Source organism: Chitinophaga polysaccharea (assembly GCF_007829335.1).
Classification (GTDB): Bacteria; Bacteroidota; Bacteroidia; order Chitinophagales; family Chitinophagaceae; genus Chitinophaga; species Chitinophaga polysaccharea_B.
This window is the reverse complement of the sequence record NZ_VIWO01000001.1, coordinates 640,193-664,949: the sequence shown is the minus strand read 5'-3', so window position 1 is coordinate 664,949 and position 24,757 is coordinate 640,193. Positions and strand designations below refer to the sequence as shown.

At 45.8% G+C, this 24,757-nt stretch carries 28 protein-coding genes; 19 read left to right on the top strand and 9 right to left on the bottom strand.

Annotated features, from left to right (window positions below):
• Window positions 1-130: 130 nt before the first annotated feature.
• The gene (feoB, locus tag FHW36_RS02845) at window positions 131-2,260 is read left to right on the top strand and encodes a ferrous iron transport protein B (protein ID WP_145661921.1); all 2,130 of its coding nucleotides are present in this window, start codon (window positions 131-133) and stop codon (window positions 2,258-2,260) included.
• Between the two features lie 45 nt (window positions 2,261-2,305).
• The gene (locus FHW36_RS02840) at window positions 2,306-3,238 is read left to right on the top strand and encodes a M28 family peptidase (protein ID WP_145661918.1); all 933 of its coding nucleotides are present in this window, start codon (window positions 2,306-2,308) and stop codon (window positions 3,236-3,238) included.
• Window positions 3,239-3,291: 53 nt separating this feature from the next.
• Here FHW36_RS02840 and FHW36_RS02835 read toward each other — a convergent pair whose 3' ends face one another.
• Both FHW36_RS02835 and FHW36_RS02830 read right to left on the bottom strand, forming a co-directional pair.
• Window positions 3,292-4,743, bottom strand: a complete 1,452-nt coding sequence (locus tag FHW36_RS02835) for a S41 family peptidase (protein WP_145661915.1) — start codon at window positions 4,741-4,743, stop codon at window positions 3,292-3,294.
• 57 nt (window positions 4,744-4,800) lie between these two features.
• Window positions 4,801-5,463 (bottom strand): hypothetical protein, encoded by a 663-nt coding sequence (locus FHW36_RS02830; protein WP_145661912.1) that lies wholly within the window; start codon window positions 5,461-5,463, stop codon window positions 4,801-4,803.
• A gap of 163 nt (window positions 5,464-5,626) precedes the next feature.
• On the opposite strand from FHW36_RS02830, the gene paaA reads away from it, so the two are divergent.
• The 5 genes from paaA (at window position 5,627) to nadD (ending at window position 8,933) form a co-directional block, all read left to right on the top strand.
• Window positions 5,627-6,625: a 1,2-phenylacetyl-CoA epoxidase subunit PaaA gene (gene paaA / locus FHW36_RS02825; protein WP_145661909.1), complete on the top strand. Its 999-nt coding sequence runs from the start codon at window positions 5,627-5,629 to the stop codon at window positions 6,623-6,625.
• A gap of 32 nt (window positions 6,626-6,657) precedes the next feature.
• Entirely contained in the window at window positions 6,658-7,026 is a 369-nt protein-coding gene (locus tag FHW36_RS02820; RefSeq protein ID WP_145661905.1) for a 1,2-phenylacetyl-CoA epoxidase subunit B, read from the top strand.
• Window positions 7,023-7,787, top strand: a complete 765-nt coding sequence (gene paaC, locus FHW36_RS02815; RefSeq protein WP_145661902.1) for a 1,2-phenylacetyl-CoA epoxidase subunit PaaC — start codon at window positions 7,023-7,025, stop codon at window positions 7,785-7,787. Before FHW36_RS02820 ends, paaC begins: the two co-directional genes overlap by 4 nt.
• A 3-nt stretch (window positions 7,788-7,790) precedes the next feature.
• A complete protein-coding gene (gene paaD, locus FHW36_RS02810; RefSeq protein ID WP_145661899.1) occupies window positions 7,791-8,282 on the top strand; it encodes a 1,2-phenylacetyl-CoA epoxidase subunit PaaD in 492 nt (163 codons plus the stop codon).
• A gap of 81 nt (window positions 8,283-8,363) precedes the next feature.
• Entirely contained in the window at window positions 8,364-8,933 is a 570-nt protein-coding gene (nadD, locus tag FHW36_RS02805) for a nicotinate (nicotinamide) nucleotide adenylyltransferase (RefSeq protein ID WP_145661896.1), read from the top strand.
• Here nadD and FHW36_RS02800 read toward each other — a convergent pair.
• The gene (locus tag FHW36_RS02800; protein WP_145661892.1) at window positions 8,924-9,979 is read right to left on the bottom strand and encodes an AI-2E family transporter; all 1,056 of its coding nucleotides are present in this window, start codon (window positions 9,977-9,979) and stop codon (window positions 8,924-8,926) included. The two genes, nadD and FHW36_RS02800, sit on opposite strands and share 10 nt — an antisense overlap.
• Window positions 9,980-10,196: 217 nt before the next feature.
• Here FHW36_RS02800 and FHW36_RS02795 point away from each other — a divergent pair, with 217 nt between their 5' ends.
• Genes FHW36_RS02795 through FHW36_RS02785 form a run of 3 tightly spaced genes read left to right on the top strand, consistent with a single transcriptional unit; the run spans window position 10,197 to window position 11,275 of the window.
• Window positions 10,197-10,391, top strand: coding sequence for a YtxH domain-containing protein (locus FHW36_RS02795; RefSeq protein WP_145661889.1), 195 nt, complete (start codon window positions 10,197-10,199; stop codon window positions 10,389-10,391).
• A 24-nt stretch (window positions 10,392-10,415) separates the two neighbouring features.
• Window positions 10,416-10,907 carry a hypothetical protein gene (locus tag FHW36_RS02790; RefSeq protein WP_145661886.1) on the top strand — a complete coding sequence of 164 codons (492 nt, stop codon included), beginning with the start codon at window positions 10,416-10,418 and terminating at the stop codon, window positions 10,905-10,907.
• 20 nt (window positions 10,908-10,927) lie between these two features.
• Complete coding sequence (locus FHW36_RS02785) at window positions 10,928-11,275, top strand: hypothetical protein (RefSeq protein WP_145661884.1); 348 nt, start codon at window positions 10,928-10,930, stop codon at window positions 11,273-11,275.
• Between the two features lie 5 nt (window positions 11,276-11,280).
• Here FHW36_RS02785 and FHW36_RS02780 read toward each other — a convergent pair whose 3' ends face one another.
• The 3 genes from FHW36_RS02780 to FHW36_RS02770 all read right to left on the bottom strand — a co-directional run bounded on the left by FHW36_RS02780 (window position 11,281) and on the right by FHW36_RS02770 (window position 14,427).
• Entirely contained in the window at window positions 11,281-12,921 is a 1,641-nt protein-coding gene (locus FHW36_RS02780) for a M56 family metallopeptidase (RefSeq protein ID WP_145661881.1), read from the bottom strand.
• A gap of 5 nt (window positions 12,922-12,926) precedes the next feature.
• Window positions 12,927-13,289, bottom strand: a complete 363-nt coding sequence (locus FHW36_RS02775) for a BlaI/MecI/CopY family transcriptional regulator (protein WP_145661878.1) — start codon at window positions 13,287-13,289, stop codon at window positions 12,927-12,929.
• A gap of 112 nt (window positions 13,290-13,401) precedes the next feature.
• The gene (locus FHW36_RS02770) at window positions 13,402-14,427 is read right to left on the bottom strand and encodes an SPASM domain-containing protein (RefSeq protein ID WP_145661875.1); all 1,026 of its coding nucleotides are present in this window, start codon (window positions 14,425-14,427) and stop codon (window positions 13,402-13,404) included.
• 132 nt (window positions 14,428-14,559) lie between these two features.
• Here FHW36_RS02770 and FHW36_RS02765 point away from each other — a divergent pair, with 132 nt between their 5' ends.
• Both FHW36_RS02765 and FHW36_RS02760 read left to right on the top strand, forming a co-directional pair.
• Complete coding sequence (locus tag FHW36_RS02765; RefSeq protein ID WP_246121046.1) at window positions 14,560-15,309, top strand: glycoside hydrolase family 25 protein; 750 nt, start codon at window positions 14,560-14,562, stop codon at window positions 15,307-15,309.
• 20 nt (window positions 15,310-15,329) lie between these two features.
• A complete protein-coding gene (locus FHW36_RS02760) occupies window positions 15,330-15,617 on the top strand; it encodes a hypothetical protein (RefSeq protein WP_145661868.1) in 288 nt (95 codons plus the stop codon).
• Here FHW36_RS02760 and FHW36_RS02755 read toward each other — a convergent pair whose 3' ends face one another.
• Window positions 15,618-16,163: a CAP domain-containing protein gene (locus tag FHW36_RS02755; RefSeq protein ID WP_145661865.1), complete on the bottom strand. Its 546-nt coding sequence runs from the start codon at window positions 16,161-16,163 to the stop codon at window positions 15,618-15,620.
• Between the two features lie 384 nt (window positions 16,164-16,547).
• Here FHW36_RS02755 and FHW36_RS02750 point away from each other — a divergent pair, with 384 nt between their 5' ends.
• Window positions 16,548-16,727, top strand: coding sequence for a hypothetical protein (locus FHW36_RS02750; protein ID WP_145661862.1), 180 nt, complete (start codon window positions 16,548-16,550; stop codon window positions 16,725-16,727).
• A gap of 83 nt (window positions 16,728-16,810) precedes the next feature.
• Here FHW36_RS02750 and FHW36_RS02745 read toward each other — a convergent pair whose 3' ends face one another.
• A complete protein-coding gene (locus FHW36_RS02745) occupies window positions 16,811-17,248 on the bottom strand; it encodes a YybH family protein (RefSeq protein ID WP_145661859.1) in 438 nt (145 codons plus the stop codon).
• Between the two features lie 117 nt (window positions 17,249-17,365).
• Here FHW36_RS02745 and FHW36_RS02740 point away from each other — a divergent pair, with 117 nt between their 5' ends.
• From FHW36_RS02740 to rmuC, 4 genes are all read left to right on the top strand, one after another.
• A complete protein-coding gene (locus FHW36_RS02740) occupies window positions 17,366-18,556 on the top strand; it encodes a DegT/DnrJ/EryC1/StrS family aminotransferase (RefSeq protein WP_145661856.1) in 1,191 nt (396 codons plus the stop codon).
• An 87-nt stretch (window positions 18,557-18,643) separates the two neighbouring features.
• Entirely contained in the window at window positions 18,644-19,369 is a 726-nt protein-coding gene (kdsB, locus tag FHW36_RS02735; protein WP_145661853.1) for a 3-deoxy-manno-octulosonate cytidylyltransferase, read from the top strand.
• A 20-nt stretch (window positions 19,370-19,389) separates the two neighbouring features.
• Window positions 19,390-20,466, top strand: coding sequence for an iron-containing alcohol dehydrogenase family protein (locus FHW36_RS02730; protein ID WP_145661851.1), 1,077 nt, complete (start codon window positions 19,390-19,392; stop codon window positions 20,464-20,466).
• Window positions 20,467-20,595: 129 nt separating this feature from the next.
• Window positions 20,596-22,053 carry a DNA recombination protein RmuC gene (rmuC, locus tag FHW36_RS02725; protein WP_145661848.1) on the top strand — a complete coding sequence of 486 codons (1,458 nt, stop codon included), beginning with the start codon at window positions 20,596-20,598 and terminating at the stop codon, window positions 22,051-22,053.
• Window positions 22,054-22,058: 5 nt separating this feature from the next.
• Here the strand turns inward: rmuC and FHW36_RS02720 are convergent, their stop codons facing one another.
• Window positions 22,059-23,237 (bottom strand): MFS transporter, encoded by a 1,179-nt coding sequence (locus FHW36_RS02720; protein WP_145661845.1) that lies wholly within the window; start codon window positions 23,235-23,237, stop codon window positions 22,059-22,061.
• Between the two features lie 172 nt (window positions 23,238-23,409).
• Between FHW36_RS02720 and FHW36_RS02715 the strand changes: the two genes are divergently transcribed.
• Window positions 23,410-23,880 (top strand): Dps family protein, encoded by a 471-nt coding sequence (locus tag FHW36_RS02715; protein WP_145661842.1) that lies wholly within the window; start codon window positions 23,410-23,412, stop codon window positions 23,878-23,880.
• Window positions 23,881-23,984: 104 nt separating this feature from the next.
• Window positions 23,985-24,755, top strand: a complete 771-nt coding sequence (locus FHW36_RS02710) for an NYN domain-containing protein (RefSeq protein WP_145661839.1) — start codon at window positions 23,985-23,987, stop codon at window positions 24,753-24,755.
• Window positions 24,756-24,757 lie beyond the last annotated feature (2 nt).

Sequence of the window (24,757 nt, the reverse complement as noted above, 5' to 3'; positions counted from 1 at the left end):
CGGTTTTCGTTACACTTTTTTTATGCGGGTTACCTTTTGAGATTTTCCCGATCGGATCATTCAACAGGCTGATTAATGTTTAACTTTGCGTATTCAGCACATAATATTAAATAATAGGATAAGATAAGGAATGCAGGCTCCCATAAACATCGCGCTGGTAGGTAATCCGAATAGTGGTAAAAGTTCCCTTTTTAATGCACTCACTGGTCTCAATCAGAAAGTGGGTAATTTTCCGGGAGTAACCGTAGATAAGAAAACCGGAATGGCACAGATAGTACCTGGTCTCACGGCCAATATTATTGATTTGCCTGGTACCTATAGCCTGTATCCTAAAAGCGCCGATGAGTATGTTACCTATAATGTGCTGATTAATCAGAATAACGCGGATATCCCCCGCCTGGTGATTATCGTGGCGGATGCCTCTAACCTGAAACGGAATCTTCTCTTTTGTTCCCAGATCATAGATCTTAAAACGCCCGTGATCATCGCATTAACGATGATGGATATTGCGCGCAAGAAAGGAGTGGAAATTGATATCGATGGCCTGGAAAGGGAGCTGGGCGTGCCGGTAGTGGCCATTAACCCCCGTAAAAATAAAGGGGTTACTGAAATAAAGAAAGTAATAGACCTGGCTATCCGTTCGCAATACAGTACTCAGCCCCGGGACTTTATCAACAACACGGCCCTGGCGAAAGAGGTGATTGAAGAAGTAAAGCGGGTAGTACCCTGTAAAAGCGATTATGGTGCGTTGCATATCGCCACAAATGTGGAAGATTTGCCTTTTTTAGATGAAACACAACGGCAGGCCATCAAAAAATCCCTGCAGGCACATCAGTTTAATAAAACCAAGATGCAGGCAGAGGAAATCATGCAACGCTATGCCCGTATCAAACATATCATGAAAGCGGCTGTAGTGGAAACTGACCCCCTGCAAAAGCAGCTCCGTTCAGAAAAGATAGATGATTTGCTGTTGCATCGTTTCTGGGGATACGCCATTTTGCTGGTAGTAATGTTCCTTCTGTTCCAGAGTATTTTCTGGCTGGCCTCTTACCCTATGAGCTGGATCGAGAATGGATTTGGGGCGCTGAGTGGCTGGCTAAGCAGCAGCTTGCCTGATAATAAGGTCACCGACTTTTTCATCAATGGTATTTTAGCAGGTATCAGCGGGTTTGCCGTATTTGTACCTCAGATCATGATCCTGTTTGGGCTTATTACCATCCTGGAAGATACCGGCTATATGGCGCGTATCAGTTTTCTGACTGATAGACTAATGCGACAGGTAGGCCTGAACGGGAAATCGGTAATGCCACTCATTAGTGGTGTAGCTTGTGCCGTACCCGCTATTATGGCTACCCGCACTATCGAAAACAGGAAGGAACGATTAATCACTATCATGGTAACGCCGCTAATGAGCTGCTCTGCCAGGTTGCCTATTTACACCATGATGATTGCCCTGGTAATTCCCGATAAACGTTTTGGGATATTGGGTCTGCAAGGATTGGTGATGATGGGATTATACCTGTTGGGCTTTTTTATGGCTATCACCATTGCTGCGTTAATGAAGCTGTTTGTGCGGATTAAAGAGAAAAGTTATTTCATTATGGAACTGCCGGTATATCGTTCCCCGCGTTGGGCGAACGTAGGCACTACCATGGTAGAAAAAGCGAAGATATTTGTGAAAGATGCCGGTAAAGTTATCGTGGTAATATCTGTGATCCTCTGGTTCCTGGCCTCTTATGGCCCTGCCAGCAAGCGTGAAGCGGTACACCGGAAATATGAACCGTTACTAGCCCAGGTGGCGCCTGGCTCTCCACAGGCGGCGGAATTGAACAAGGAATTCCAATCTGCCAAATTATCTACCTCTTATGCGGGGGTGTTAGGCCATGCCATTGAACCGGCTATTCGTCCGCTGGGTTTTGACTGGAAAATTGGTATCGCGTTGATCACCTCTTTCGCCGCCCGCGAAGTATTTGTGGGTACAATGGCTACCCTGTACAGCGTGGGAGAAGACCCGGATAACAACAATGCTACCTTGCGCGAAAAGTTATCTTCCGCTAAATGGCCTGATGGAAGCCCTGTGTATACCCTGGCCGCCGGTTTGTCGCTGATGATCTTCTATGCATTTGCCATGCAGTGTATGAGTACAATGGCCATTGTTAAACGTGAAACCAAATCATGGAAATTCCCTGCCATACAGCTGCTCTATATGACAGGACTGGCGTATATCTGCAGTTATATCATCTTTCATATCTTCAGATAATATCTTGTACATTGCAGGTATAGTCAAACCATTAATGCAATGTTTATGAAATGGCTTTATTACAGTTTTTGTTTGTTACCAGTGCTTCCCGCCGTAGCGCAAACCAAGGTAGATTCTTCCCTGTTGATGAAGGATGTACGGACCCTTTCGTCCGATAAGTTTGAAGGACGCAAAGCAGGGACCCGGGGAAGCCGCCTGGCGCAGTTTTACATTATTGACCGTTTCAAACAAATCGGCATTACGCCTTACCACGATACTTACGAATACGCGTTCTATTTTCAGGAAGGCGAGAAAAAAGTAATGGGAACTAATCTGTACGGCTATATTCCGGGAAAGCTGAGTACCGTAATGGTTATTTCTGCCCACTATGATCACCTGGGAATGAAGTCGGACCCCGCTGCCCAGGATACCGTGTATAATGGCGCGGATGATAATGCATCCGGTATAGGCGGATTGTTGGCCATTGCCGCGTATTTTAAAAAACACCCTCCCCGTTATACGCTTGTTTTTGCCGCTTTTGATGGAGAAGAAGAAGGGTTGCAGGGCGCCAAGGCCTTTGTGGCGCAACCACCGGTACCCTTAACACAAATCCGGCAAAACATTAACATGGACATGATTGCCCATAATGATAAAAATGAATTGTTCGTGTGTGGCACTACCCAGTATCCCGATCTTAAAAAATATATCGATGATATCGCGGCTGGTAGCAGTGTACAACTGATCGCGGGGCATGATAAACCGGGAACCGGTATGGATGACTGGACGGGGCAAAGTGATCAGTATGAATTCTTTAAGCAAAAAATTCCTTTCCTGTACTTCGGTGTGGAAGATCATCCCGATTATCACCGGCTAACAGACGAGTATACACGAATTAACCACTCTTTTTATTATCGGGCGGTACAAACCATACTGGATGTGGTAAAGAAGATGGACAGTGATATGCCGGAGAATAAATACAGTGGGGCAAAAAAGATGTAAAACAATAAGGGCTCGCCATTTTGGCGAGCCCTTATTGTTTTACATTGCTGCATTTATTGTTTAATGGTCTGTATCATTCCTTTGAAGTGAGTGGCCGCCAATCGGTTAGCGGGAGTGCGAACCATTTCGCTGTTAACCACTCTTGCAGTGCGTCCCAGGGAGGACACCGGTACCCCCATATCGATTAAAGAGGCCCGCAGCAACGGATCGCTTAAGTTACCCCAATCTGTTGTATAGTCGTCTTGTACGGATACCTGCACCGGCAAACCACTGAAGTAGTCGCCTTCCCCCGCGGAATTTTTTGTCTGGAAGTTGACGGCATACATATCATAGTTTCCGAAGGTAATATTGATAAATCCTACCGGTTTACCGTAGGTAGTGCTGCCCACCAGTTTGGTGTTCATTACAGGTTTTAACACGTTATACAGTAATTCGCTGGCGGATACCGTATTGCCGGTTACCAGGAAGTTTAACTTATCCAGTGCTAATGCGCCATCCTTTTGAAATTTAGCTGTTTTATAGGTAGTGGCTTCACTATAGAAAATATCGCTCCAGTTGGCTGTTGGGAACCAGGGAACTGCCTTCATATTGGTAAAGTAGCGGCTATACTTGTTGCTATAAACATTGCTGTTGAAATACTGGGAATACATTTCTGTATTTGTTTTGGCGGCTGGTACCAGTTTGTTGGCCAGGTATTCGGCTGTTTCAATTAGTCCGCCACCATTATAGCGCAGGTCGATGATCACCTGTTTTACGCCGGCTGTTGCAAACGCGCCAAAGATGGAGTCTATCTGGGTTTTTACATCGGCCAGGGCTACGAAGTTGTTGAATACAAAGTAGCCTATTTTATTGCCGTTGAAGTTGAACAGGTGCGAGTATAAAATAGGATTGAGCTTATAGTCGGTAGCTGTTAATACATTTTCTTGAGAGCTACCATCAGGTTTGCGGAAGCCAAAAGTATTACTGCCGCCACCACCGAGAGCATTGTTCAATAAATCGTTGGTAGCCTGGTCTGACTTGAATGAGGTAACCCCATTTACTGCGGTGAGCTGCCAGCCACGTTTAATCCCGGCTTTATCTGCAGGGGAGCCGGGGTATACATATACTACCCGTAGCTCTGTTGCCGTTTGGAAGCCAACCTCGAAGCCTGCATCGCCTGCTACTCCCTGCTGCAGGGCGCGGGAAGTACCGCCGTTATCAAGGAAGCTGTATCGGTCCAGCAGTTGGTTACTACTGTTTTTCTTATACAACATCAGGGCTTTAAACATATCCCCGGTGGTGGAAAAACTGTTGGGCTTAAAGGTAGCGCTATCCGGTAAGGCATCATACCAGAGGTAAATATCTTTAGCAATAAAAAAGATGCTGTCATTGATGCTGACGCCTGTATTTGTATTGTTTCCGGGCTGGCGACCAGGCGGGGGATTGTTACTTTTTTTACAGGCAGGCAATAAAAAAAGCAAGAAAAGTCCGGTTACCAGCGATTTGTAGAGATAATTAGATTGCATGTATGGGTTTTTATACTGTATAACTAGTATGGCTAAACGTTGGCAAAAACGCTATTATTATTTTATGGGGGTGAAGTTAATGCCTTCAATGCCCAATTCTTCCGGGAGGACGCCATTATTTTTTAATCCGATATTCACTTTATCCCGCCACCGTATTTGTGCTGCGGGGTTTAATCCGTGATCGGTTTCCTCATCGAATTTATATTGGAGGCGGTTCATTTCCCGGAATGATTGAAGGTACTGATATTGTATGATACTATCATAGTCGTCGCGATTCAGGGCTGTTTGCCGGAGTTTTTGTTTAAACCGTTCCACCACCAACCGGGTGATGTCGAAATGCAGTTGTTCATGGGCCAGGGTATAGCTGTTTTTGGCATCAGGCCGTACCCAGGAGGCGCTTTTAATGAAGAATACCTGCAGGCGGAGTATAATCCGCAGGGTATCATGTACCAGGTTGCTGCTGCCATCGTAGGCGAAGCTGGTGTAGGCTACTGCCGCGCTGGGGCCGGCGGGCGAAGGCTGGGCCAGGAAATCGCCCCATTGCAACCGTCTCTCCGGGTCATAAAAAAGGGTATCAGAACTGCAGGATGGTGGGGCATGCACTTCTTCAAAACTCAGTTCTATGACCGTATAGTGAGGATCCGCCTTTTTGCCGGCATGCGGGTGTTTGTGCCCATGAGGCAGCAATAGTAAACACAGTATAGCAGCAGTAGATAACATCAGCAAAACCAGATGTCGTTAAAATTACTGCAATGGATAAAAATCTGTTCCATTGCGGAAAAATTTGGCGATTCTATAACATTTAGCCCCATTTTTTAGACAACCATTTCCCGTCAAACCGGGCTTTTTTCCGTAAATTACTTCCGACCAAAACAATCGCACTATGTACGGCGGTGGATATATATTTGATGAACCCAACAGGAAACAGTTGAGGGAAGAAGAACAGCATGATGAGCCCGAAAAACTCGCTGCTTTCGAAGAACGTATTGCCAAAGGGGAGAAGATCGAGCCAGGCGACTGGATGCCGGCAGAGTATCGCAGACAGTTGATACGTTTGATAGAACAACATGCTCACTCAGAAATTATCGGTGCATTACCGGAAGGGACCTGGATTACCCGGGCGCCCGGATTTAAGCGCAAGCTCGCGCTGATAGCCAAAGTACAGGATGAAATAGGCCACGGTCAGCTACTGTATAACGCAGCGGAAACACTGGGGAAATCCCGGGAAGCTATGATCAACGACCTGCTGAGTGGCAAATCCAAATATTCCAATGTCTTTAATTACCCTGCCGAAACATGGGCAGACGTGGCCGTTATTGGTTTCCTGATTGATGCGGCTGCTATTGTAAACCAGGTAGCTAATGCAAAAGGTTCCTATGGTCCGTATTGCAGGGCACTGGAACGCATTTGCTATGAAGAAAGTTTTCATTTGAAACAAGGCCATGATGTTTTTATTGAGCTGGCTACCGGTACTCCGGCGCAGCGGGAAATGCTGCAAGACGCCCTGAACCGCTGGTGGCAGCCAATTATGCATTTCTTTGGCCCTCCCGATAAAGTATCCAGTCACAGCGAAAAGCTCATGCAATGGAAAGTGAAAATGGCCAGCAATGATGATATGCGTAACCAGTTCCTGGATACTTACGTACCCAAAATATGGGATCTGGGCCTTACATTGCCCGATCCGGCGTTGCGTAAAAATGAGGCAACCGGTCGCTGGGAATACACAGATCCCGACTGGGATGAGTTTTTCCGTGTCATCAATGGTGGCGGTCCTTGTAACGCAGAGCGTTTGCAGGTGCGTAAATGGGCTGAAGAGCATGGACGGTGGGTACGCAAGGCACTCATGCGGCCGGCTGAAAGAAAGACTTTCCCGGTAGCTTAATTTTTTTCGATTTAAAACTATTCAACAATTACATGTCGAACGAATCTTTAGACCCCCGCGTAAACAGGCTGAAACTGGGAGAGGCGGGTGAAATTGTGAAAGTAGAAGAAGGGGAGAACTGGAACATATATGAAGTATTTCACCAGGAGAAAAGAGGGGCGCATCACGAACATGTGGGGTGCGTACATGCCCCTGACCCGCAACTGGCATTGGTATTTGCCAAAGAACAATTTGGCCGCCGTAAAAAGTGCGTGAACCTCTGGGTAGTGAAAAGTTCGGATATCCTGGCTTTTGACGTAGAAGATGAGGATATGTTTGCCAACAACCTGGAAAAGACCTACCGCGATGCGAGCGGATTTAAGGTGATGGAAAAGATCAATAAATTTAAACAATCCAAATGAGCTATAACGCAGCATTAACGGACCTGATCATCAAAATGGCAGACGATGAACTGATACAGGGACATCGTAATTCTGAATGGACCGGATTAGGGCCTGTAATGGAGGAAGATATTGCCTTTTCTTCTATGGCGCAGGATAAAATAGGCCATGCATGGGCATTATACCGCATATTGCACGAAAACCTGGAAGGAAAAGACCCTGATAAATTTGCTTTTCACCGTCCGGAAAAAGACTTCAAATGCAGTCACCTGGTGGAAATGCCCAACGAAGAATATGGATTTAGCCTGATGCGGCATTTTTTATTTGATCATGCAGAGGCTATCCGGTATGAAAGCCTTGTAGATAGTAGCTTTGAGCCTTTCCGGATGCTCAGCAAAAAAGTAAAAGGGGAATTGAAATATCATACGCTGCACGCCAATGCGTGGATTATGCAGTTAAGCCAGGCAGGAGAGGAAAGCTACCAGCGTATGCAGGAGGTGTTGAATAATACCATGGCTTTGGCGGCCGGTATTTTTGAAGCATCTCCGGAATATGAAAATATACTGGTGACTGAAAAAGTGTACCCTGGTGAGGCAGCCCTGTACCAGCGCTGGCTGGATCGGATTTACCCGATACTGGTAAAAGCCTCGCTCAATTTACCCGACATTAAAACCATTACGCCTGCATACGGCGGCCGGCAGGGCATCCATACGCCCTATCTGCAACCGTTATTAAAAGAAATGGGAGAAGTATTTAACCTGGATACGGAGGCCAGCTGGTAAGCGATGTCACAAACAATTACGATAGCGTCGGTATACGAATCACTGGAACACGTGATGGACCCGGAAATACCGGTGTTAAGTGTGATAGACCTGGGTATGATTACCGGCGTTGAACTGGAAGAAGGTGCCGTACACGTTAAAATGATTCCCACTTTTGCAGCCTGCCCGGCAGTGAGCTATATTCAGCAACGAATAAAAACAGTGCTGGAGCAGGAACTGGATATAGCCGTCACCGTAACAGTGGATAAACAGGCGCACTGGCAGAGCAACCGGATGACAGCGGCCGCCAAAGAAAAGTTGCAAAACTTCGGTATAGCGCCACCCCAGCTACTCGCAGGGGAAGTGCATGCTGAAATATTACTGGCGGTGCCTTGTCCACATTGTGGCAGTAAGGAAACCTATTTACGTTCCCCATTTGGCTCTACGCTTTGCAGAGCTATTCATTTTTGTAAGTCCTGCGGACAGGTATTTGAGCAGTTTAAGCCGTTGGAATAAGCTGATTGTCATGTTCCCGCATTAAATACCTATTTTTACACGCATTATTGATGTCGCCATTGGCAACTTATACGATGAAACATGAGAATAGGCTTGTATTTTGGGTCTTTTAATCCTATACACACGGGGCATTTGATCATTGCCAATTACGTTGCTTACAATACAGATCTCGATAAAGTATGGTTGGTGGTTTCTCCGCATAATCCACTAAAGCCTCAGTCTGCCTTGCTCAATGAGCATGATCGTTTTCACCTGGTAGAACTGGCCATTAAAGACGAGATCCGTTTACGGGCAAGCAATATCGAATTTTCTTTACCCCGACCCTCTTATACTGTAGATACGCTCACCTACCTGGAAGAGAAGTTTCCCACCCAGGAATTTGCTATTATTATGGGGAGCGATAGTTTCCAGAATTTACCCCGCTGGAAAAACTATGAGCAGATCATAAAGAATTATCCTATCTACGTATACCGCCGGCCGGGACACGAAATAAGTGATACCTTTGGGGCCACTATTGAAATACTGGATGCGCCCATGTTAGACATTTCCGCTACAGATATCCGGAAATGGATTAAGGAAGGGAAATCGGTACGCTACATGGTGCCGGATCCGGTGATCAATTACATTGCGGATAACAATTATTATCGCTGAGGTCCCGGGTCGACGGGTGTTTTCGGTTTGTCGCGCCTTTTTATCACAAACTCGTTGCTGTATATTTCCAGCAACAGGATGAACATGGAAATCAGCAATGGGCCGAAGATCAGGCCAATAAAGCCAAACAGGCTTACTCCCACAATAACGCCTATGATGGTAATCAGGGGATGCACATCTGCAATTTTTTTGGCAAGCATCATGCGGGCTATGTTATCGGAAGTACCTACCACGCCAAAGCCGTAAATGAGAATCGCTACGCCTTGCCAAACATTGCCCGTGGCGAGTAAATAGACACCCATGGGAACATACACGGCAGCTGCGCCCACCACTGGCAGCATGGCAGTGAAGCAGGTGACAACAAACCAGAAAAAAGGTTGGGGGATGCCAAAAATGAGGTAGCCTATCAAAGACACAATTCCCTGTACTACCGCAATTAAAGGAATGCCTACCGCGTTGGCAATAACCAGTGTGTTGAACTCTTTACCCAGTCTGTCTACGTTTTTATCTTTCAAGGGGATATATTCATACAGGGTTTCCTCCATTTTCCGTCCATTTACCAACATGAAGAACAGGATAAAGTACATGAGCGCGATGGTGGTCAGTGTATTGAAAGTAGCGCCGAGGAAGCCTGGCAGGATGGAGGTAATGCGTTCTTGTAGTTTCTGTAGCCGTTCTGCGGTTAGTACACCCATACCCAGGTATTCTTCCAACTGGCTATTGGCCTGCTTGAGGGCATTCATAAGGTCGGCAGTGTGAGTGGCAGCATAAGTCACCTTGGCAGTCAGGAGATTAATCAACAGACCTACGGGGAGCAGGACAACCAGGAACGACAGTATGAGCAGGACAGTAGCGGCCAGGCTCATTCTCCATTTCCTTTCTTCCACCAGGCGAAACATCCACTTCCTGCAGATAACATATAAAGTAACTGCACCCAGGAAACCAGGAAAAAAAGTATACATTTCCTTAAACAGGAGAATTCCCAGGAAGAGAATCAATAGCAGAAATCCAATTTGTTTAAGACGGTCATTATCAAAATAGCTCATAGTACATCATATCGTGTGAGGTGGTGGTATGTCAAAAAGCAGACCGATGGTCTGGTATAAGCTCCGGTCAACAATAAACAAAATCTGAGGGTACTTGTTCTTATTGCGGAGGTTTAACATGGAAGTTATACAAAATAATCATTTATGGAATAATGTTTGTTGAACCTCAGTTACCCAAAAAGAAAACCTAATTTATAACATCTTTAAAACCTTAGTTATGAGTAACAGTTCAAAAGCCGTGGTTTCATTTATCGTGGGCGCAGCAGTAGGTGTAGCAGTAGGATATTTCCTCAATTCAGACAAAAAAGATGAATTAGTAGAAAAGCTGAAAGGTCAATCTGAAAAGCTAAAAGAAAAATGGAGAAAAAGAAAAGACCAGTTTCATGATGAGTTAGAAAACGAGTTGGCATAATTCCATTTGAGTAAATTCATTTGCATGGAAGATAATTTCGGCAACTACTTTAACCAAACGGGAAAAGTAGCCAGGGAATACCTGGAAACCAGACTGGACCTGATTAAGCTCCAGGCAGCAGGAAAGTTATCGAAAGCATTGGGGTTGTTTTTCTCCCTTACGATGGCTTTTCTGCTGTTCTTTTTTGTGATTGTATTCCTGGGTATGGTGGTGGGCTTCTGGATAGGAGAGATGGCGGGCAGCTTTACCATTGGTTTTAGCTGTGCAGCAGGGCTGTTTGTGGTATTATTCGTGGTGATCCTGTTGTTCCGTAAGCAGCTGATACAGCGGCCCCTGGCCAGACTGCTGATTGCGGAGCTGGTAGATGAAATCACTGACCGGGATGCGGAAAGTGATCATATTCACGCCAAACGGGAGCGGCAATACGCCAGGAAAGAAGAGCCTGTTGATGACAAGCCGGAAGACCCGGGCTATGTGCCCGACGACGAAGCTACAGAAAACACAATGCGGGGATAAACCATGATAAAAATTTACACATGCGTAAAAAAATAGACAGCTTCGAAACACTGGAGCTGGAAATTGAGCGTTTAAAGCGGCGTTCCAGGCAACTGGAGAATGAGTTGGGGTACCGGGTAGATTATTTCAGGGATAACTATAAGAAGATGGCGTTAAATGCTGTCATCCCCGGTAGCGCAAGACATAGCGGTGCCCTGAACGTAGCCATGAATGTGGCTAAGATGGCGTGGGGAAGCGGTAAATTTAAGAATTTTGCTACCGGGGCGTTGATGACGGCATTGGAATTTATTGGCGTGCAGTTGGGTATTAACCTGTTTAATAAGGTAACCAAAGCACGGAAGAAGAAGAAAGAACCAGTGGCAGAGTAAACAGATTATTTATAGCCTATTACCACAATGTCTGCCTCCTCAAGATGAGATACATTTTTTGACTTCTCCGGGGTGTCTCCCTGTAAATTAAAAGCTATACTAGTAGTAACGGTGATTACATTTTTGTTTTTCGCCGGGTTAAAGTCGGGCAGTGTCCCTAATACCCGTTTAATTTCTTCTCCCATTGCGGGGCTGGGACTCATGAGTACTTCTACATTTGTTACCTTGCCATCCGGCTGAATCTTGTATTGGCTGGTTACCAGCCCTACAATATTGTTGTCGCGGCATACTTTGGGATAGCGTATATTCTTTGCCAGGAATTTTCTATAGGCGTCTTTTCCACCCGGGAAGCGACTGACATAAGTCGTGTCTGAAGTGAAACCTTTCAACTGACCATCACTTTCCTTTTCCGCCACTTCAAGGAGGTTTTGGGGACAGTTTTTTGGGGGGTAAGGTCCTACACTGATCTCCTTTTCATTGAAACAAAGGAAAAAGGTATGTATGGGATTATCGTCTGATCTTTCACTGAGAGAGCCAAAGCGATCTTTTACGTTTATATCAATGACAGAAATTTTCCCGTCGCTATTACGTTTCAGCTTATTAAGGGTAACTGTCATTCCCTTTGCTTCCAGGGTGTTTTTTATGCCGGCCAGATCATCATCAGAAGTGAGTGGGGTGACCACCACATACGTTATTCCATTTTTTATTGCCACGTATTTATTCGTTGCCACGTCATTTTTTGAAGATAGTGTGGTCGCGGACAAAAGGCCAGCTGTCAGTGCCAGTACCGGCAATAGTAACAGGTACCGCCAGGTGCGTAACCGGGGTGATTGTGTTTTGTTCATCATAAGTATTCTGTTTTTAATGAATGACTTGCTGAAATGGCTGACAATGGCCACTGGCGTGCGGGGAGTACCGAGCCGCAATAAGCTGTACTGGTAGTCTACCGGAGCAAGAGAGCTGGTAACTACGGCATCGTCGGCAAGGAACTCAAGATTCAGTTGCAATGCTTTCTTACACAACCAGGCAAACGGATTAATCCAGAACAGGCAGCAGTAGAAGGCCGATAGCAGCATATCTACTGAGTGGTATTGTTTTACATGGGCCTCCTCATGTTGCAGGATATGTTTAAACTCCGTATGCTCGTATGCGTTATGATCAATGAAAATGGTGTTCAGGAATGAAAAGGGCGCAGCGAGTTTTTCGATATGTACATACCGGATGCGATTACGGTAATATACATCTCCGAATTTGGCTAAGCGATTGATTTTCAATAATTGGAGTCCGTGTATGATAGCCAGGGAAAGGGCAACTGCTGCGTATATTGCCAACAGCATAGTGGTGCCGTGTGCCAGCAAGGGATCCCACCAGTGCGTAACGGTAACAATGGCCGTTTGTGCAGAGGCGTTATGCAGGTGATCCGCAAAATATACCTGTGCATTGCCCGGTTCGGGAGTAACTACTTTGCTCCAATGCATGGCCGGTACCGGTAGCAGCGGGAGCAGGGCGGAAAAAACAAATGTGCTGAGCAATAATATCCTGTTATAACGGTAAAAGGTTTCCCTCCTGAAACAGGAAATATAAAGGAGATAGAAAAGAGCTATGGCACCTGATGCTTGCAGGAGATATAAAAACAGGGTAGGCATACACGTTATTTTTTATCTTTCTCAATCATTTTTACCAGCTCTTTCATTTCTTCCGGGCTGATTTTCTCTTCTTTGGCGAAATAGGCCAGCATATTGAAGTAGGAGTTATCAAAAAAAGTGTTGAGTACCTTTTTCATAAAGGTTTGCTTATAGTTTTCCTTACCTATAATGGGATAGTACTCATATGAGCCACCGTATTCGGTGTGGGCGAGATATCCCTTTTCTTCCAGTCGCTTCATGAGGGTAGCGATGGTATTGTAGTGCGGTTTGGGATCTGGGAGGTGTTCGATAGCATCTTTTACAAAGGCTTTCTCCAGGTCCCATATTACCTGCATCAACTCTTCTTCTTTACGTGATAGCTTTTTCATATCACCAAGCTAATACTATTTTTGTAGTTTAAAAACTATTTTTGTAGTTTGTAAACGATAAACGTAGTAATTGGCTGATAATCAGCAAGAAAAAATTTTAAAATGCGGGATATTATCCCCAAACTTTGGTGCCTTCGCTACAGTTGGCGCAGATATCTATGTTTTTGCGGGTTTCGAGGATCTGGCTACGGAAACGGATATACTCTTTATTATGCCAGAGGGCTTTGAAGGATTCTTTTTTCAGGTTGCCGAGGCGGTGTTGCGCATCTTTATCGAAGCAGCAGGGTACTACAAGGCCATCCCAGGTAACCACGGGTGAATGCCAGAGGCGCCAGCAATGATTGCTCAGTTTATTTTTAATAGCATAGGTGCCGTCTTCATTGCGGTGGTAGCGGGAGTATTTATCAATAGTAGGAATGAGGCGGTTGCCTTCTTCATAGTCGTATACCTGGGCGGTTTTAAATCTCACCTGGTCTATGCCAATTTCCTTTGCCAGCCGCTTAATATCTTCAATCTGGTGTTCATTGGGCTTTACTACCAGGAACTGGAAAAAGACAAAAGGCTTAGATGAATTTAGCTCTTTTTTCCATTTTACAATGTTTTTGGCGCCCTGGATTACCTTATCCAGGTGGCCTCCTACACGGTACTGCGTATATACATCCTGGGTAGTACCATCTATGGAGATGATTAACCTGTCGAGACCACTTTCTACCGTTTTCTTTGCATTGGCATCGGTGAGGTAGTGGGCATTGGTAGACGTGGCGGTATAAATGCCTTTAGAAGAAGCATATTTTACCATGTCCAGGAACCCCGGGTTCAGGTAAGGTTCTCCCTGGAAATAAAAAATCAGGTATAAAAGTTCTTTTGAAATTTCATCGATTGTTTTCCTGAAGAAATCCTGTTCCAGCATGCCGGTTGGGCGGGTAAAGGCCCTGAGGCCGCTGGGGCATTCCGGGCAGCGGAGGTTACAGGAAGTAGTCGGTTCAAAGGACATGGAAATAGGATATCCCCATTGAACGGGCTTGCCTGTCCACTTACTTACAAAATAACTTCCCAGCACCTTGCCAGCATTCAAACCGCGGCGCAGCGTGAATTTAGAAAACAGATTGAGGGTATCCTTCAGGTTAAAATCGGGCATAAAAATTCACTTGACCGTTGTAAAAGTAGCGCCTTTAAACAAATTATAGCCTATACTTGCTGTAAAAAATAAGGACGCCAATAATTTATGACAAGGCCCTTACCCAATTACCCTGCAACTAACCGAAGCAAAGTGAAACGCATATTGATCAGAATATTCCCGGCGATAGTAGTGATAGCGGCCGTAGCAGCTTATATATGGTGGCATCAGCGTGAAAACCGAATCACCTTTGTACGGTATGAGGAATTTGGCATTGATATTCCCGAGAACTATCAAATACACGGCATAGACGTATCCAAGTTCCAGAAAGACATCAACTGGTTGGCCGTTAAGCAGATGCAGGTAAAGAAAGTTCGTATATCCTTTGCCTTTATTAAGGCTACGGAAGGCATTACCCGGCAGGATGCATCGTTTCATCAAAATTGGGAGAAAGCAGGGAAAGCTGGGCTGGTAAGGGGGGCCTATCACTTTTTTTATGCCACCCGCGACCCCTTAAAACAAGCGATCAATTTTCACAATGTAGCCGACCTTCAATCGGGCGACCTGCCACCGGTGCTGGATATTGAAACCAGTAATAACCAGCCGGCAGCGGTAATTCGTAGTACTGCGAAGATCTGGCTGGAAGAAATGGAGAAAGTATATAAAGTAAAGCCTATTATTTATACTAATATTCATTTTTATGAAACCTACCTGGGCACTGAATTTGACCGCTATCCCCTGTGGCTTGCCCACTATTATCAGAAAGAACGTCCCCGGTCGGACAGGGCCTGGTTGTTTTGGCAACACAGTGACATAGGCCGGGTAAACGGGATCCGTACAACAGTAGACTTTAATGTATTTAAAGGAGATAGCACAGACCTAGCAAAACTCTGCATACCTTAGTCATGTAGATATAAATAATTATGGCAGAAGAAACAGAAGATCCGGAAGTACCGGAAACCCCTGAACGGGATCCCAACCAGCTGGACTACGACTTGTTTCACTTCCTGATAAAGATCATGCGTACCATTTTCATTGGTCTTTTCTGGATGCTGATCAATGTGTTCCTGGGGCTGTATCTTGGTTTTGCCGAGCCGGAAGCTTCTACACCAGGGCGGATGTTCTTTTTCTATTCCTGGTTTGTACTCTCGCTGGCTGCCTTTATTTATTTTGCCTGGCGGATGTGGCGCAAAAAGATGGATGCGCCCTGATTACTGGACTCCATTTCGTTTGCCCAGCTCCATGGTCCAGTTACCACTATAATAGCCTACTCCCATTTCTGAAAATACCGGGTCCATCATGTTATGGCAATGCTTGGGGCTATTCAGCCAGCCCAATACAACGGCTTGTTCATCCATATTGCCGGCTGCAATATTTTCTCCATAATAATTCCAGTGATAACCGGCGGCATCCAGCCGGGTACCCGGGGTAGAGCCATTGAGGCCGTTGTGGTCAAAATATTTATTGACCGCCATGTCTTTACTGTGGTCGAATGCCGCTTTTTCCAGCAAGCCATTCCAGACAACCGCTCCTACGGGAGGCATTACATCCGTGCCGCATTTACAGCCATGGGTACGTAAGCCATTGACCAGTACCAGCAGGGCACTGCGGTCAAGTTTGTTTTCCGGCACAATAGACGTATCTGCCTGTGACGCTTTTTCAGGTTCTTTCAGGGTCAACCCTGAAGTTTTGGAGCAACTGCAATAAAAAATAATGGCCATCCATGCGGTGGCAACGCGGACAAATTTCCCGGACATAACCAGCAATAAGTTAGAGTAAATAGATACCGGGTTCTAAACAGGAATTAGATTAAAACTAAATAGAGGTTCTTAGGAAGGAACTGATTAAAACTACTCGTGGTTGCTCAGAGGTTATGGGTTAAAAAAACATTCAACGATACGAAGATAAGGGGTAGATATGAGAAATGGATGATAGTTTTTGTAAATCTAATGTTAATCAGAACTGTTATATGTCTACAACAGTAAGTGTTGTATTTCTTTCTCATTCTGAATCAGGTATTTGGGGAAGAGATACCCCAGGTGCTGCCCCTCAGTTTGCCTGCAGATGCCTTCCGAGGGCATGGAACAAAGTTTGTTCATCTTTTCATGTGCCACTTATTTTTCATCTCCAAAAGTGATATTATGAAAAAGAAGAAAACACCTGGTCAACACGAGGATAAGCTGAAGAAGCCGGTAGATATACTCAGCCAGGACAAAGGCACGCATACCAGGAATCCCCTGCATGGCAACTTATCCGAAGGCCCGGAGAAAGAGAATAAAGTCGTCAGGGATAATGATAGCAACAGCCAATCAAAGCATTAACGGTCTATTTTAGTTAATAAGAAAGCTATTACTTTTTAATGTTGTGGTGTATAGCGGCCATCCTATTCCTGGGATGGTTTTTTTTAGCTGCTATGGTCGGCAATAATTTTCCACTGGCCTTTTATTTTCTTCAATACCAGGCTGAAATGTCCCTGCAGATCGCCTATGGTTCGCTGTAGGTGCCACTGGCCAATCAACAGGTATACATCCGCTGCCAGGGGCTTGAATTCCAGCAGCTTAAAATCCAGTTTACCCATAGCCGTTACATCCGGATAGGTCTTTTTATATCGGTCCAGCGTGGCCTGCCAGCCATAAGTAACCCCATTTTTACCAATGAAGAGCAGGGAATCGGAATGCCAGTAAGTTTGCATAAAGCCATCTATATCTCCTTTATTCCAGGCTGTTGTTTGTGCCGTCATCAGGGCCGTAATTTGCTGCTGATCGTGCTGCTGGGCATTGGCCGGCTGTAAGGAGGAGCAGGTAAGACCACCCAAGAGAGTAAGGAACAGTAGAAAACGCATATTAATTTTTTAGCAAAAGATAAACAGTTTTTCCGATGTAACGCAACATTGATTATAGTAACTTTGCAGCACTATTTTTAAACATCTCTTTCAATTATATTTTAAAATCAACAGTTTATGCCCGGATATGAACTATTTGGAGCCGAGGAAAGGAAAGAAGTAAACGATGTACTGGAAACCGGTATTATGATGCGTTACGGATTTGACGGTCCGCGTAAAGGCATCTGGAAAGCAAAAGAGCTGGAACAGGCGATTTGCGATAAACTGAATGTACAGTATACCCAGTTGGCTTCCAGCGGAACCGCTGCGTTGACCACTGCTATGGCGGCCCTGGGATTGGGTGCCGGAGATGAAATCATTATGCCCACTTTTACCTTTGTGGCCAGTTTTGAATCGGTATTTTCCGTTGGAGCTACCCCGGTACTGGTAGATGTGGATGATACCCTGACCCTGGACCCGAAGGCGGTGGAAGCTGCCATTACCCCGCGTACCAAGGCGGTGATGCCGGTGCATATGTGCGGTGCTATGGCCGACCTGGATGCCCTGCAAGCCATTTGCAACAAGCATAACCTGTTGTTGCTGGAAGATGCCTGTCAGTCTTTCGGCGCTACCTATAAAGGCAAAGCCCTGGGCTCTATCGGGGATGCCGGTACCTTCTCTTTCGACTTCGTAAAAACCATTACCTGTGCAGAAGGGGGAGCTATTATCACGAATAATAAAGACGTATATACTAAATGTGACGGTTATACGGACCATGGTCACGATCACCTGGGCGTAGACCGTGGTGCTGATCTGCACCCGTTTATCGGCTACAACTACCGCATTTCGGAACTGCATGCAGCAGTGGGACTGGCACAGGTTCGCAAACTGGATACCTTCCTGGCGATCCAGCGTAAAACCAAGAAAATATTTAAGGATGCCCTGTCAACCGTACCGGGCGTTACCTTCCGCCGTTTACCTGATGAAGCCGGCGATAGCGCCACCTTCCTGTCTTTCTTCCTGCCCGAAACCGCCCAGGCGGCTAAAGCGGCGGCAGCCATGAAAGCAGCGGGGCTGGCAGCTTTCCATTACTATGATAATAACTGGCACTACATCCGTCAATGGCAGCATTTCAAACAAGGCGCGGTGTTGACACCATTTGCAGCCGGACTGAAACAGGCCATGGAAGTGTATAAAACAAAAGAATTCCCTGCGTCAGATGCTATTATTGGCAGAAATATTTCCACGCCTATCAACCTGAGCTGGAGCGATGCAGAAATCCAGGAAAGAGCAGAAAAGCTGGTGAATGCTGTAAAAAGCGCGTTATAAGTCGGCACGCAAAGCTGCATAAGCAACAAAGCCGCTAAGCGATTACTTTTGATGCCTGGCTGCCTGGCGTGAACAAAAACAGAATGCATGAAAAAAATTGCGTTGATACCTGCCCGTTATGGCGCTACCCGTTTCCCCGGAAAGATGATGGCGAAATTGGGAGGGAAGTCAGTTATTTTACGTACCTACGAATCCACTATAAACACCGGGGTGTTTGACGATGTAATGGTAGTTACAGATAGTGATATCATCTACCAGGAGATTGTGAGCAATGGTGGTAAAGCCGTGATGAGTAAGAAGGAACATGAATGTGGTACCGATCGTATAGCCGAGGCCGTGGTAGACATGGAGGTGGATATTGTAGTGAATGTACAGGGCGATGAGCCCTTTACGCAGCGGGAGCCCCTGGAAAAGCTGTTGCAGGTATTTGAAGGAGAAGCCGGCAAGCAGGTACAGGTAGCATCGTTGATGCAGGTGTTGAAAGATCCCGTGTCCATCGAAGATCCCAATTACGTGAAAGTGGCGGTCGACAAGAATTTCAATGCATTGTTCTTTTCACGTTCCGTGATTCCGTACCCGAGAAATAAGGATATTCAATCGGTATACTACGAGCATATCGGTATTTATGCCTTCCGTAAGCAAATGTTGCTGGACTTTACCCAAATGCCGGTAACGCCGCTGGAAGCAGCCGAAAAAATAGAATGCCTGCGTTACCTGGAAAATGGTATCTCCATGAAAATGGTGGTTACTTCTTACATGGGAGTAGAAATTGATACCCCCGAAGATCTTGACAAGGCGGCAAAACTTTTATAACATCTAACTAACAGGGATATATGAAATTCAGGAATTTTAAGATGGTGGACTACGTAGTTTACGGCAGCGGATGTTTTGATCAGCTGGGTGAAATACTGGCCCCCAGGCGTGTAGGTGATGCTCCCATGATATTTTTCGTGGATGAGTATTTCCAGGATAAGCAAGAATTTTTGTCTCGCATTCCGTTGCAGGGTAAGGACAAAATTGTGGTGATTGATGTAACGGATGAACCTAAAACCAAAACGGTTGATAAGATCCGGGATGAGCTGAAAGCGGAATTTGGTACCGTATCCGGTATTATTGGTATTGGTGGCGGATCTGTGATGGATATGGCTAAGGCGGTATCGCTGATGATGACTAACCCAGGGTCTTCAGCAGATTACCAGGGCTGGGACCTGGTAAAGGTTGCCGGGGTATATAAAGTGGGTATACCTACTATTTCCGGTACTGGTGCTGAGGTAAGCCGTACCTGCGTATTGACAGGACCTACCCGTAAACTGGGTATGAACTCTGATTTTACGCCTTTTGACCAGATTGTACTGGACCCTGCTTTAACTAAAACCGTAGAACCTAACCAGCGTTTTTATACGGCGATGGACTGCTTTATTCACTGTGTGGAGTCGCTGACAGGTACCTACCTGAACGCTTTCAGTCAATCGTATGGTGAAAAAGCGCAGGAGCTGTGTGAAGAAATTTTCCTGCAAAAGGAAAAGTGGGACGATGATGCAGATGAGAAGCTGATGATGGCCTCCTATGCCGGCGGAATGAGCATTGCTTACTCCCAGGTGGGAGTAGCGCATGCCGTTAGCTATGGTTTGGCTTACTTGCTGGGTACCAAGCATGGTATCGGTAACTGTATTGTGTTTGACAAGCTGGAAGAGTTTTACCCGGAAGGTGTGGTTAAGTTTAAGGAAATGGTGAAAAAGCACAATATTACGATCCCGCAGGGTATTACCAAAGGCTTAACAGATGAGCAGTTCGACACGATGATCAATGTATCGCTGGGAATGGCGCCACTGTGGGAAAATGCTTTGGGTAAGGACTGGAAGGAGATTATGACCCGCGAAAGGCTGCGTAAGCTGTACGAGCGCCTGTAGTCGATCGTTTATTTTAAGATATCAGGGGAGATAGCCGATGGCTGTATCCCCTTTTTACTTTGAATAAATACCATTACGCAGATCCAGTGCGTAGAAAAAAGCTATTATTGTCAAAGGGGGAAGATTATCATGCTGATACTATCAATTATTTCGGGAATGGTGGTGTTGCTGCTGGGGTATTTACTGTTTACCGCCAGGCAGCAACAGCTGGCGCAGGCTGCGGCGCATGCACAACAACTGGATGCCGCACAGGCCAGCTATGCTGCGTTGCAAACAAACTTTGCCGCTCAGCAGGAAAGGCTGCATATACTGGATGCCAAACAGGAGTACCTGCAAAATTTGCTGGATGATAAAACCGGACAGGTGGCCGAAAAGCAGCAGCAACTGGAACGGATCAACGAAGAATTTTCGGTGCTGATGTCTGAGCAGGGCCGTTTAATGGAGCAGAATAAGTACCTGCAACAGCAGCTGATAGGGGAAAAAGAGCGGATGCAGCAGGTACAGCAGGACTTTAAGGTGCAATTTGAAAATACTGCTCAGCAGCTATTGCAGCGTATTTCAGGCAACTTCATGGAGCAGAACAAGGTGAAAATGGAAGATATCTTAAAGCCGTTGTCGGAAAAGATAGATAACTTCCGGAGCAGTGTGCAGCAGTCGCTCGTATCGGAAACGGAGCAACGTGCCCAGCTGAAGACGGAGTTGCAACGCCTGTTGCTGTTGAATCAAACCCTTTCCAAAGAAGCGAATAATCTTACGAATGCGCTCAAAGCGGATACCAAGAAGCAGGGCAACTGGGGAGAGATGATCCTGGAGCGGGTATTGGAAGCTTCAGGTCTTGAAAAAGGGGTACATTACTTTACACAGGATGCACAACGGGATGAAACGGGGCAACTGAGGAAACCCGACCTGGTGCTGCATCTGCCGGAAAGCCGGCAGCTGGTGATTGACTCCAAGGTATCGCTGAAGGCCTATGAGCAATATTGCAGCGCCACCAACGATGATGAAAAGCGATATGCCCTGAAGATGCACCTGCAATCAGTAAAGAACCATGTGGCGGAATTGAGCGCCAAAGCCTATCACACGCTATATCAGAACACCACCGATTTTGTGATGCTGTTTATTCCCATTGAACCGGCGTACGCGCTGGCCATTATGCAGCAGGAGGAGGACTTATATGATTTTGCCTTCCGCAAGAGAATTATACTGGTGAGTGTACCTTCCCTGCTGGCCACCTTGCGGGTAATAGATAATATGTGGCGGTTGGATAAACAGAATAAGAATGCAGAGGAGATTGTACGCCAGGGAAGTGCACTCTATGATAAGTTTGTGGGTTTTGTAGAAGATCTGGGCCTTGTTGGAGAACACCTGAAGCGTAGTCAGAATGCCTATGAAGGCGCCATGAATAAGCTGGTTTCCGGTAACGGTAACCTGGTGGGCCGTGCGGAAAGAATGCGTAAACTGGGGTTGGATAATAAAAAGGGATTACCTAAAGACATGGCCGCGAGGCTACAACAACCGGAAGATGCACCTCTGGCAAGCCTTCCGGAGGAAACCGCCGCTGCGGACGAGCAGGAGGGAGCGGAATAACATCCTTAGCAGGGCTGTTTCTGTGCTGGTTTATATCCAAAGCTCAGGTAAAGCGCCGCTGCCAGGGTAATGCCGGCCATTACGTAAAAGGTGAGTGGGAAGTTAGCCGACTGGTTACTATAGATGAATGCGGAAAAATAAGCGCCCAGGCCAATACCGGCTTCCATGGCAATATACATGGTCGCCAGTGCGCGGCCACGGTGTTCCGGTCGCCCCAGGTCCACTGTCCATGCCGTAACGGCGGGGGCATTGAGTCCCACAGAGATACCGTATACCACAGCCGCTGCTAGCAGAAGGGTGCTGTTGCCGGCCAGGCCCAGCATGAGCATGGATATGGCCATAAGCACCGCTGAAATCTTTAACACAGGTACCCGGCCATATTTGTCAGATACCTTTCCCGCTAACAGCCGTATGCCGATAGAGCTACCGGTGAAAAAAGTATAGAAAAGTCCTTTGTTGGAAATGCCCAGGTAGGCTCCAAAATCAGGAATAACGGTCAATACAGCGCCATAACTAAAATAGGTGAGGAAGGTAATAATTACCGGAGACCACACCAGTGGCTCAAATATTTCATCGCCGGAAATTTTCAGTAATGCCAAGCGGAATCGCTGTTTGTTGGCAAGGGTTTCTTTCATGCCTACCAGGATTACTACAGACAAGAGGGAGAACAGGGCCGACAGCTGGAACATGATATTAATATTCCACCGCATGGCTACATAGCCACCAATAGCGGGGCCCATAGCCATTCCAATGGTGCTGAATAAACCAACCATGCCCATAGCTTCGCCGCGGCGGGTTACCGGGACCAGGTCTGATACATAGGCAGAAGTACCGGTAGGCTTGAAACCGGTAGAGAAGCCATGAAAAAAACGCAGCAACAGGAAAGCCCCTACAGAGCTGATCAGCGGGTAAGTAAGGCTACAAACCACGCATACCAGCGACCCGAAAATCATCACCGGCACACGCCCGATCGTATCGGATAATTTACCGCTAAAAGGACGGGATAACCCTGCCATCAATGTAAATAATCCTATAATATATCCTTTGTAATCTGCTCCCCCCATCCGGGTTAAATAAGCCGGCAACTCTGGAATCATCATGTTGAAACTGGCTGAGAAGAGGGCATTGCTAAGGCATAGCAGGATGAATTGCAGATTATATATTCTTCCTGTAGACTGATACATGGGCACAAAATTAACAACAATGGTACAATTTTCGCAAAGTAATTGGCCTGCAACACCTGAACAAAAACAGGAGATAGCCTGTTTATATTAACCAGCTGTTAAATCATGATAATCATCATATTTATAAGGTTCTCAAAGTCGTACATTTATAATAACCAAAAAATTCAATGATATGAAAGTAAACATTGGTGTTTCAGCAGAAAACACAAAGAAGATTGCATTAGAATTGAATAAGGTACTCGCAGATGAACTGTTGATTTATGCGAAAACACGTAATTCCCACTGGAACATTGAAGGAAGCAACTTTATGGAACTGCACAAGTTCTATGAAGAGCAATACGAAGAACTGGAACAGTATGGAGACGACGTAGCAGAATACATCCGTTCCATTGGACATTACGCGGAAGGCCGTTATGCCGATGTGTTGAAACTCACTAATTTACTGGAATCTGAATACTCCAATGATCAGAAGAAGCAGCTGCAGGAATTACTGGACGATCATGAAACCATTATCCGTAACCTGCGCAGGCTAATCGATGAATTTGATGAGAAATATCATGATAAAGGAGCTGCTGATTTTGCTACCCAGATGTTGCAAAAACACCTCAAGCTGGCGTGGATGATTCGTTCTTATCTCAAATAATCATGTTATGCGATATTATTGACGTGTTGGTTGCAGTGCTGCTGTAGCTAACACGTTTTTAATTTACATTTGTTTGTTTCCCCGTCATCCCAAAAAGCATAACAATGGATAACACATCAAACGACCTTCGACTGGCAGTATTGATAGATGCCGATAATATACCGTATCACAACATAGAAGGTATGCTGGAAGAAATAGCCAAATATGGCAATCCTACCTTCAAAAGAATTTATGGCGACTGGACTAAACCCACGGTGGTAGGGTGGAAGAACGTACTATTAGCATATGCCATTACGCCCATACAGCAATATAGCTATACCTCCGGAAAAAATGCCACCGACTCCGCCATGATTATAGATGCCATGGACATTTTATATACTGGACGTGTAGATGGTTTTTGCCTGGTATCGAGCGATAGCGATTTTACCCGACTAGCCACCCGGTTGCGGGAAGCCGGTATGCGGGTGTACGGAATGGGTGAGCAAAAAACGCCCACCGCTTTCCGGGCTGCCTGTGATAAGTTTATTTACCTGGAAATATTACAGGTCACAAAGAAAGCAGACCATGATACAGATGCGGATACTGATACTGGCAAACCTAAGTCTGGTAAAACCAAGCGGAATAGTATCAGTAAAGCAGACAAACAGTTGCTGACATTGATTTCCACCAGTATCAACGATATCGCAGATGAAGATGGCTGGGCCTACCTGGGTGAGCTGGGGAACCTGTTATTAAAGAAAAAGCCCGACTTCGACTCCCGTAACTATGGATTTAATAAACTGTTGCAGTTGCTCAAGAGTTTTCCGAATTTCGAAATTGATATCCGGGAAAGTGGAAAGAAAACCGGGAAGCTTGTATATGTAAGAACTGTTTAACC

Coding starts and splice junctions, on each gene's coding strand:
- feoB (WP_145661921.1), top strand. CDS start 131: ATGCAGGCTCCCATAAACATCGCGCTGGTAGGTAATCCGAATAGTGGT.
- FHW36_RS02840 (WP_145661918.1), top strand. CDS start 2,306: ATGAAATGGCTTTATTACAGTTTTTGTTTGTTACCAGTGCTTCCCGCC.
- FHW36_RS02835 (WP_145661915.1), bottom strand. CDS start 4,743: ATGCAATCTAATTATCTCTACAAATCGCTGGTAACCGGACTTTTCTTG.
- FHW36_RS02830 (WP_145661912.1), bottom strand. CDS start 5,463: ATGTTATCTACTGCTGCTATACTGTGTTTACTATTGCTGCCTCATGGG.
- paaA (WP_145661909.1), top strand. CDS start 5,627: ATGTACGGCGGTGGATATATATTTGATGAACCCAACAGGAAACAGTTG.
- FHW36_RS02820 (WP_145661905.1), top strand. CDS start 6,658: ATGTCGAACGAATCTTTAGACCCCCGCGTAAACAGGCTGAAACTGGGA.
- paaC (WP_145661902.1), top strand. CDS start 7,023: ATGAGCTATAACGCAGCATTAACGGACCTGATCATCAAAATGGCAGAC.
- paaD (WP_145661899.1), top strand. CDS start 7,791: ATGTCACAAACAATTACGATAGCGTCGGTATACGAATCACTGGAACAC.
- nadD (WP_145661896.1), top strand. CDS start 8,364: ATGAGAATAGGCTTGTATTTTGGGTCTTTTAATCCTATACACACGGGG.
- FHW36_RS02800 (WP_145661892.1), bottom strand. CDS start 9,979: ATGAGCTATTTTGATAATGACCGTCTTAAACAAATTGGATTTCTGCTA.
- FHW36_RS02795 (WP_145661889.1), top strand. CDS start 10,197: ATGAGTAACAGTTCAAAAGCCGTGGTTTCATTTATCGTGGGCGCAGCA.
- FHW36_RS02790 (WP_145661886.1), top strand. CDS start 10,416: ATGGAAGATAATTTCGGCAACTACTTTAACCAAACGGGAAAAGTAGCC.
- FHW36_RS02785 (WP_145661884.1), top strand. CDS start 10,928: ATGCGTAAAAAAATAGACAGCTTCGAAACACTGGAGCTGGAAATTGAG.
- FHW36_RS02780 (WP_145661881.1), bottom strand. CDS start 12,921: ATGCCTACCCTGTTTTTATATCTCCTGCAAGCATCAGGTGCCATAGCT.
- FHW36_RS02775 (WP_145661878.1), bottom strand. CDS start 13,289: ATGAAAAAGCTATCACGTAAAGAAGAAGAGTTGATGCAGGTAATATGG.
- FHW36_RS02770 (WP_145661875.1), bottom strand. CDS start 14,427: ATGCCCGATTTTAACCTGAAGGATACCCTCAATCTGTTTTCTAAATTC.
- FHW36_RS02760 (WP_145661868.1), top strand. CDS start 15,330: ATGGCAGAAGAAACAGAAGATCCGGAAGTACCGGAAACCCCTGAACGG.
- FHW36_RS02755 (WP_145661865.1), bottom strand. CDS start 16,163: ATGTCCGGGAAATTTGTCCGCGTTGCCACCGCATGGATGGCCATTATT.
- FHW36_RS02750 (WP_145661862.1), top strand. CDS start 16,548: ATGAAAAAGAAGAAAACACCTGGTCAACACGAGGATAAGCTGAAGAAG.
- FHW36_RS02745 (WP_145661859.1), bottom strand. CDS start 17,248: ATGCGTTTTCTACTGTTCCTTACTCTCTTGGGTGGTCTTACCTGCTCC.
- FHW36_RS02740 (WP_145661856.1), top strand. CDS start 17,366: ATGCCCGGATATGAACTATTTGGAGCCGAGGAAAGGAAAGAAGTAAAC.
- kdsB (WP_145661853.1), top strand. CDS start 18,644: ATGAAAAAAATTGCGTTGATACCTGCCCGTTATGGCGCTACCCGTTTC.
- FHW36_RS02730 (WP_145661851.1), top strand. CDS start 19,390: ATGAAATTCAGGAATTTTAAGATGGTGGACTACGTAGTTTACGGCAGC.
- rmuC (WP_145661848.1), top strand. CDS start 20,596: ATGCTGATACTATCAATTATTTCGGGAATGGTGGTGTTGCTGCTGGGG.
- FHW36_RS02720 (WP_145661845.1), bottom strand. CDS start 23,237: ATGTATCAGTCTACAGGAAGAATATATAATCTGCAATTCATCCTGCTA.
- FHW36_RS02715 (WP_145661842.1), top strand. CDS start 23,410: ATGAAAGTAAACATTGGTGTTTCAGCAGAAAACACAAAGAAGATTGCA.
- FHW36_RS02710 (WP_145661839.1), top strand. CDS start 23,985: ATGGATAACACATCAAACGACCTTCGACTGGCAGTATTGATAGATGCC.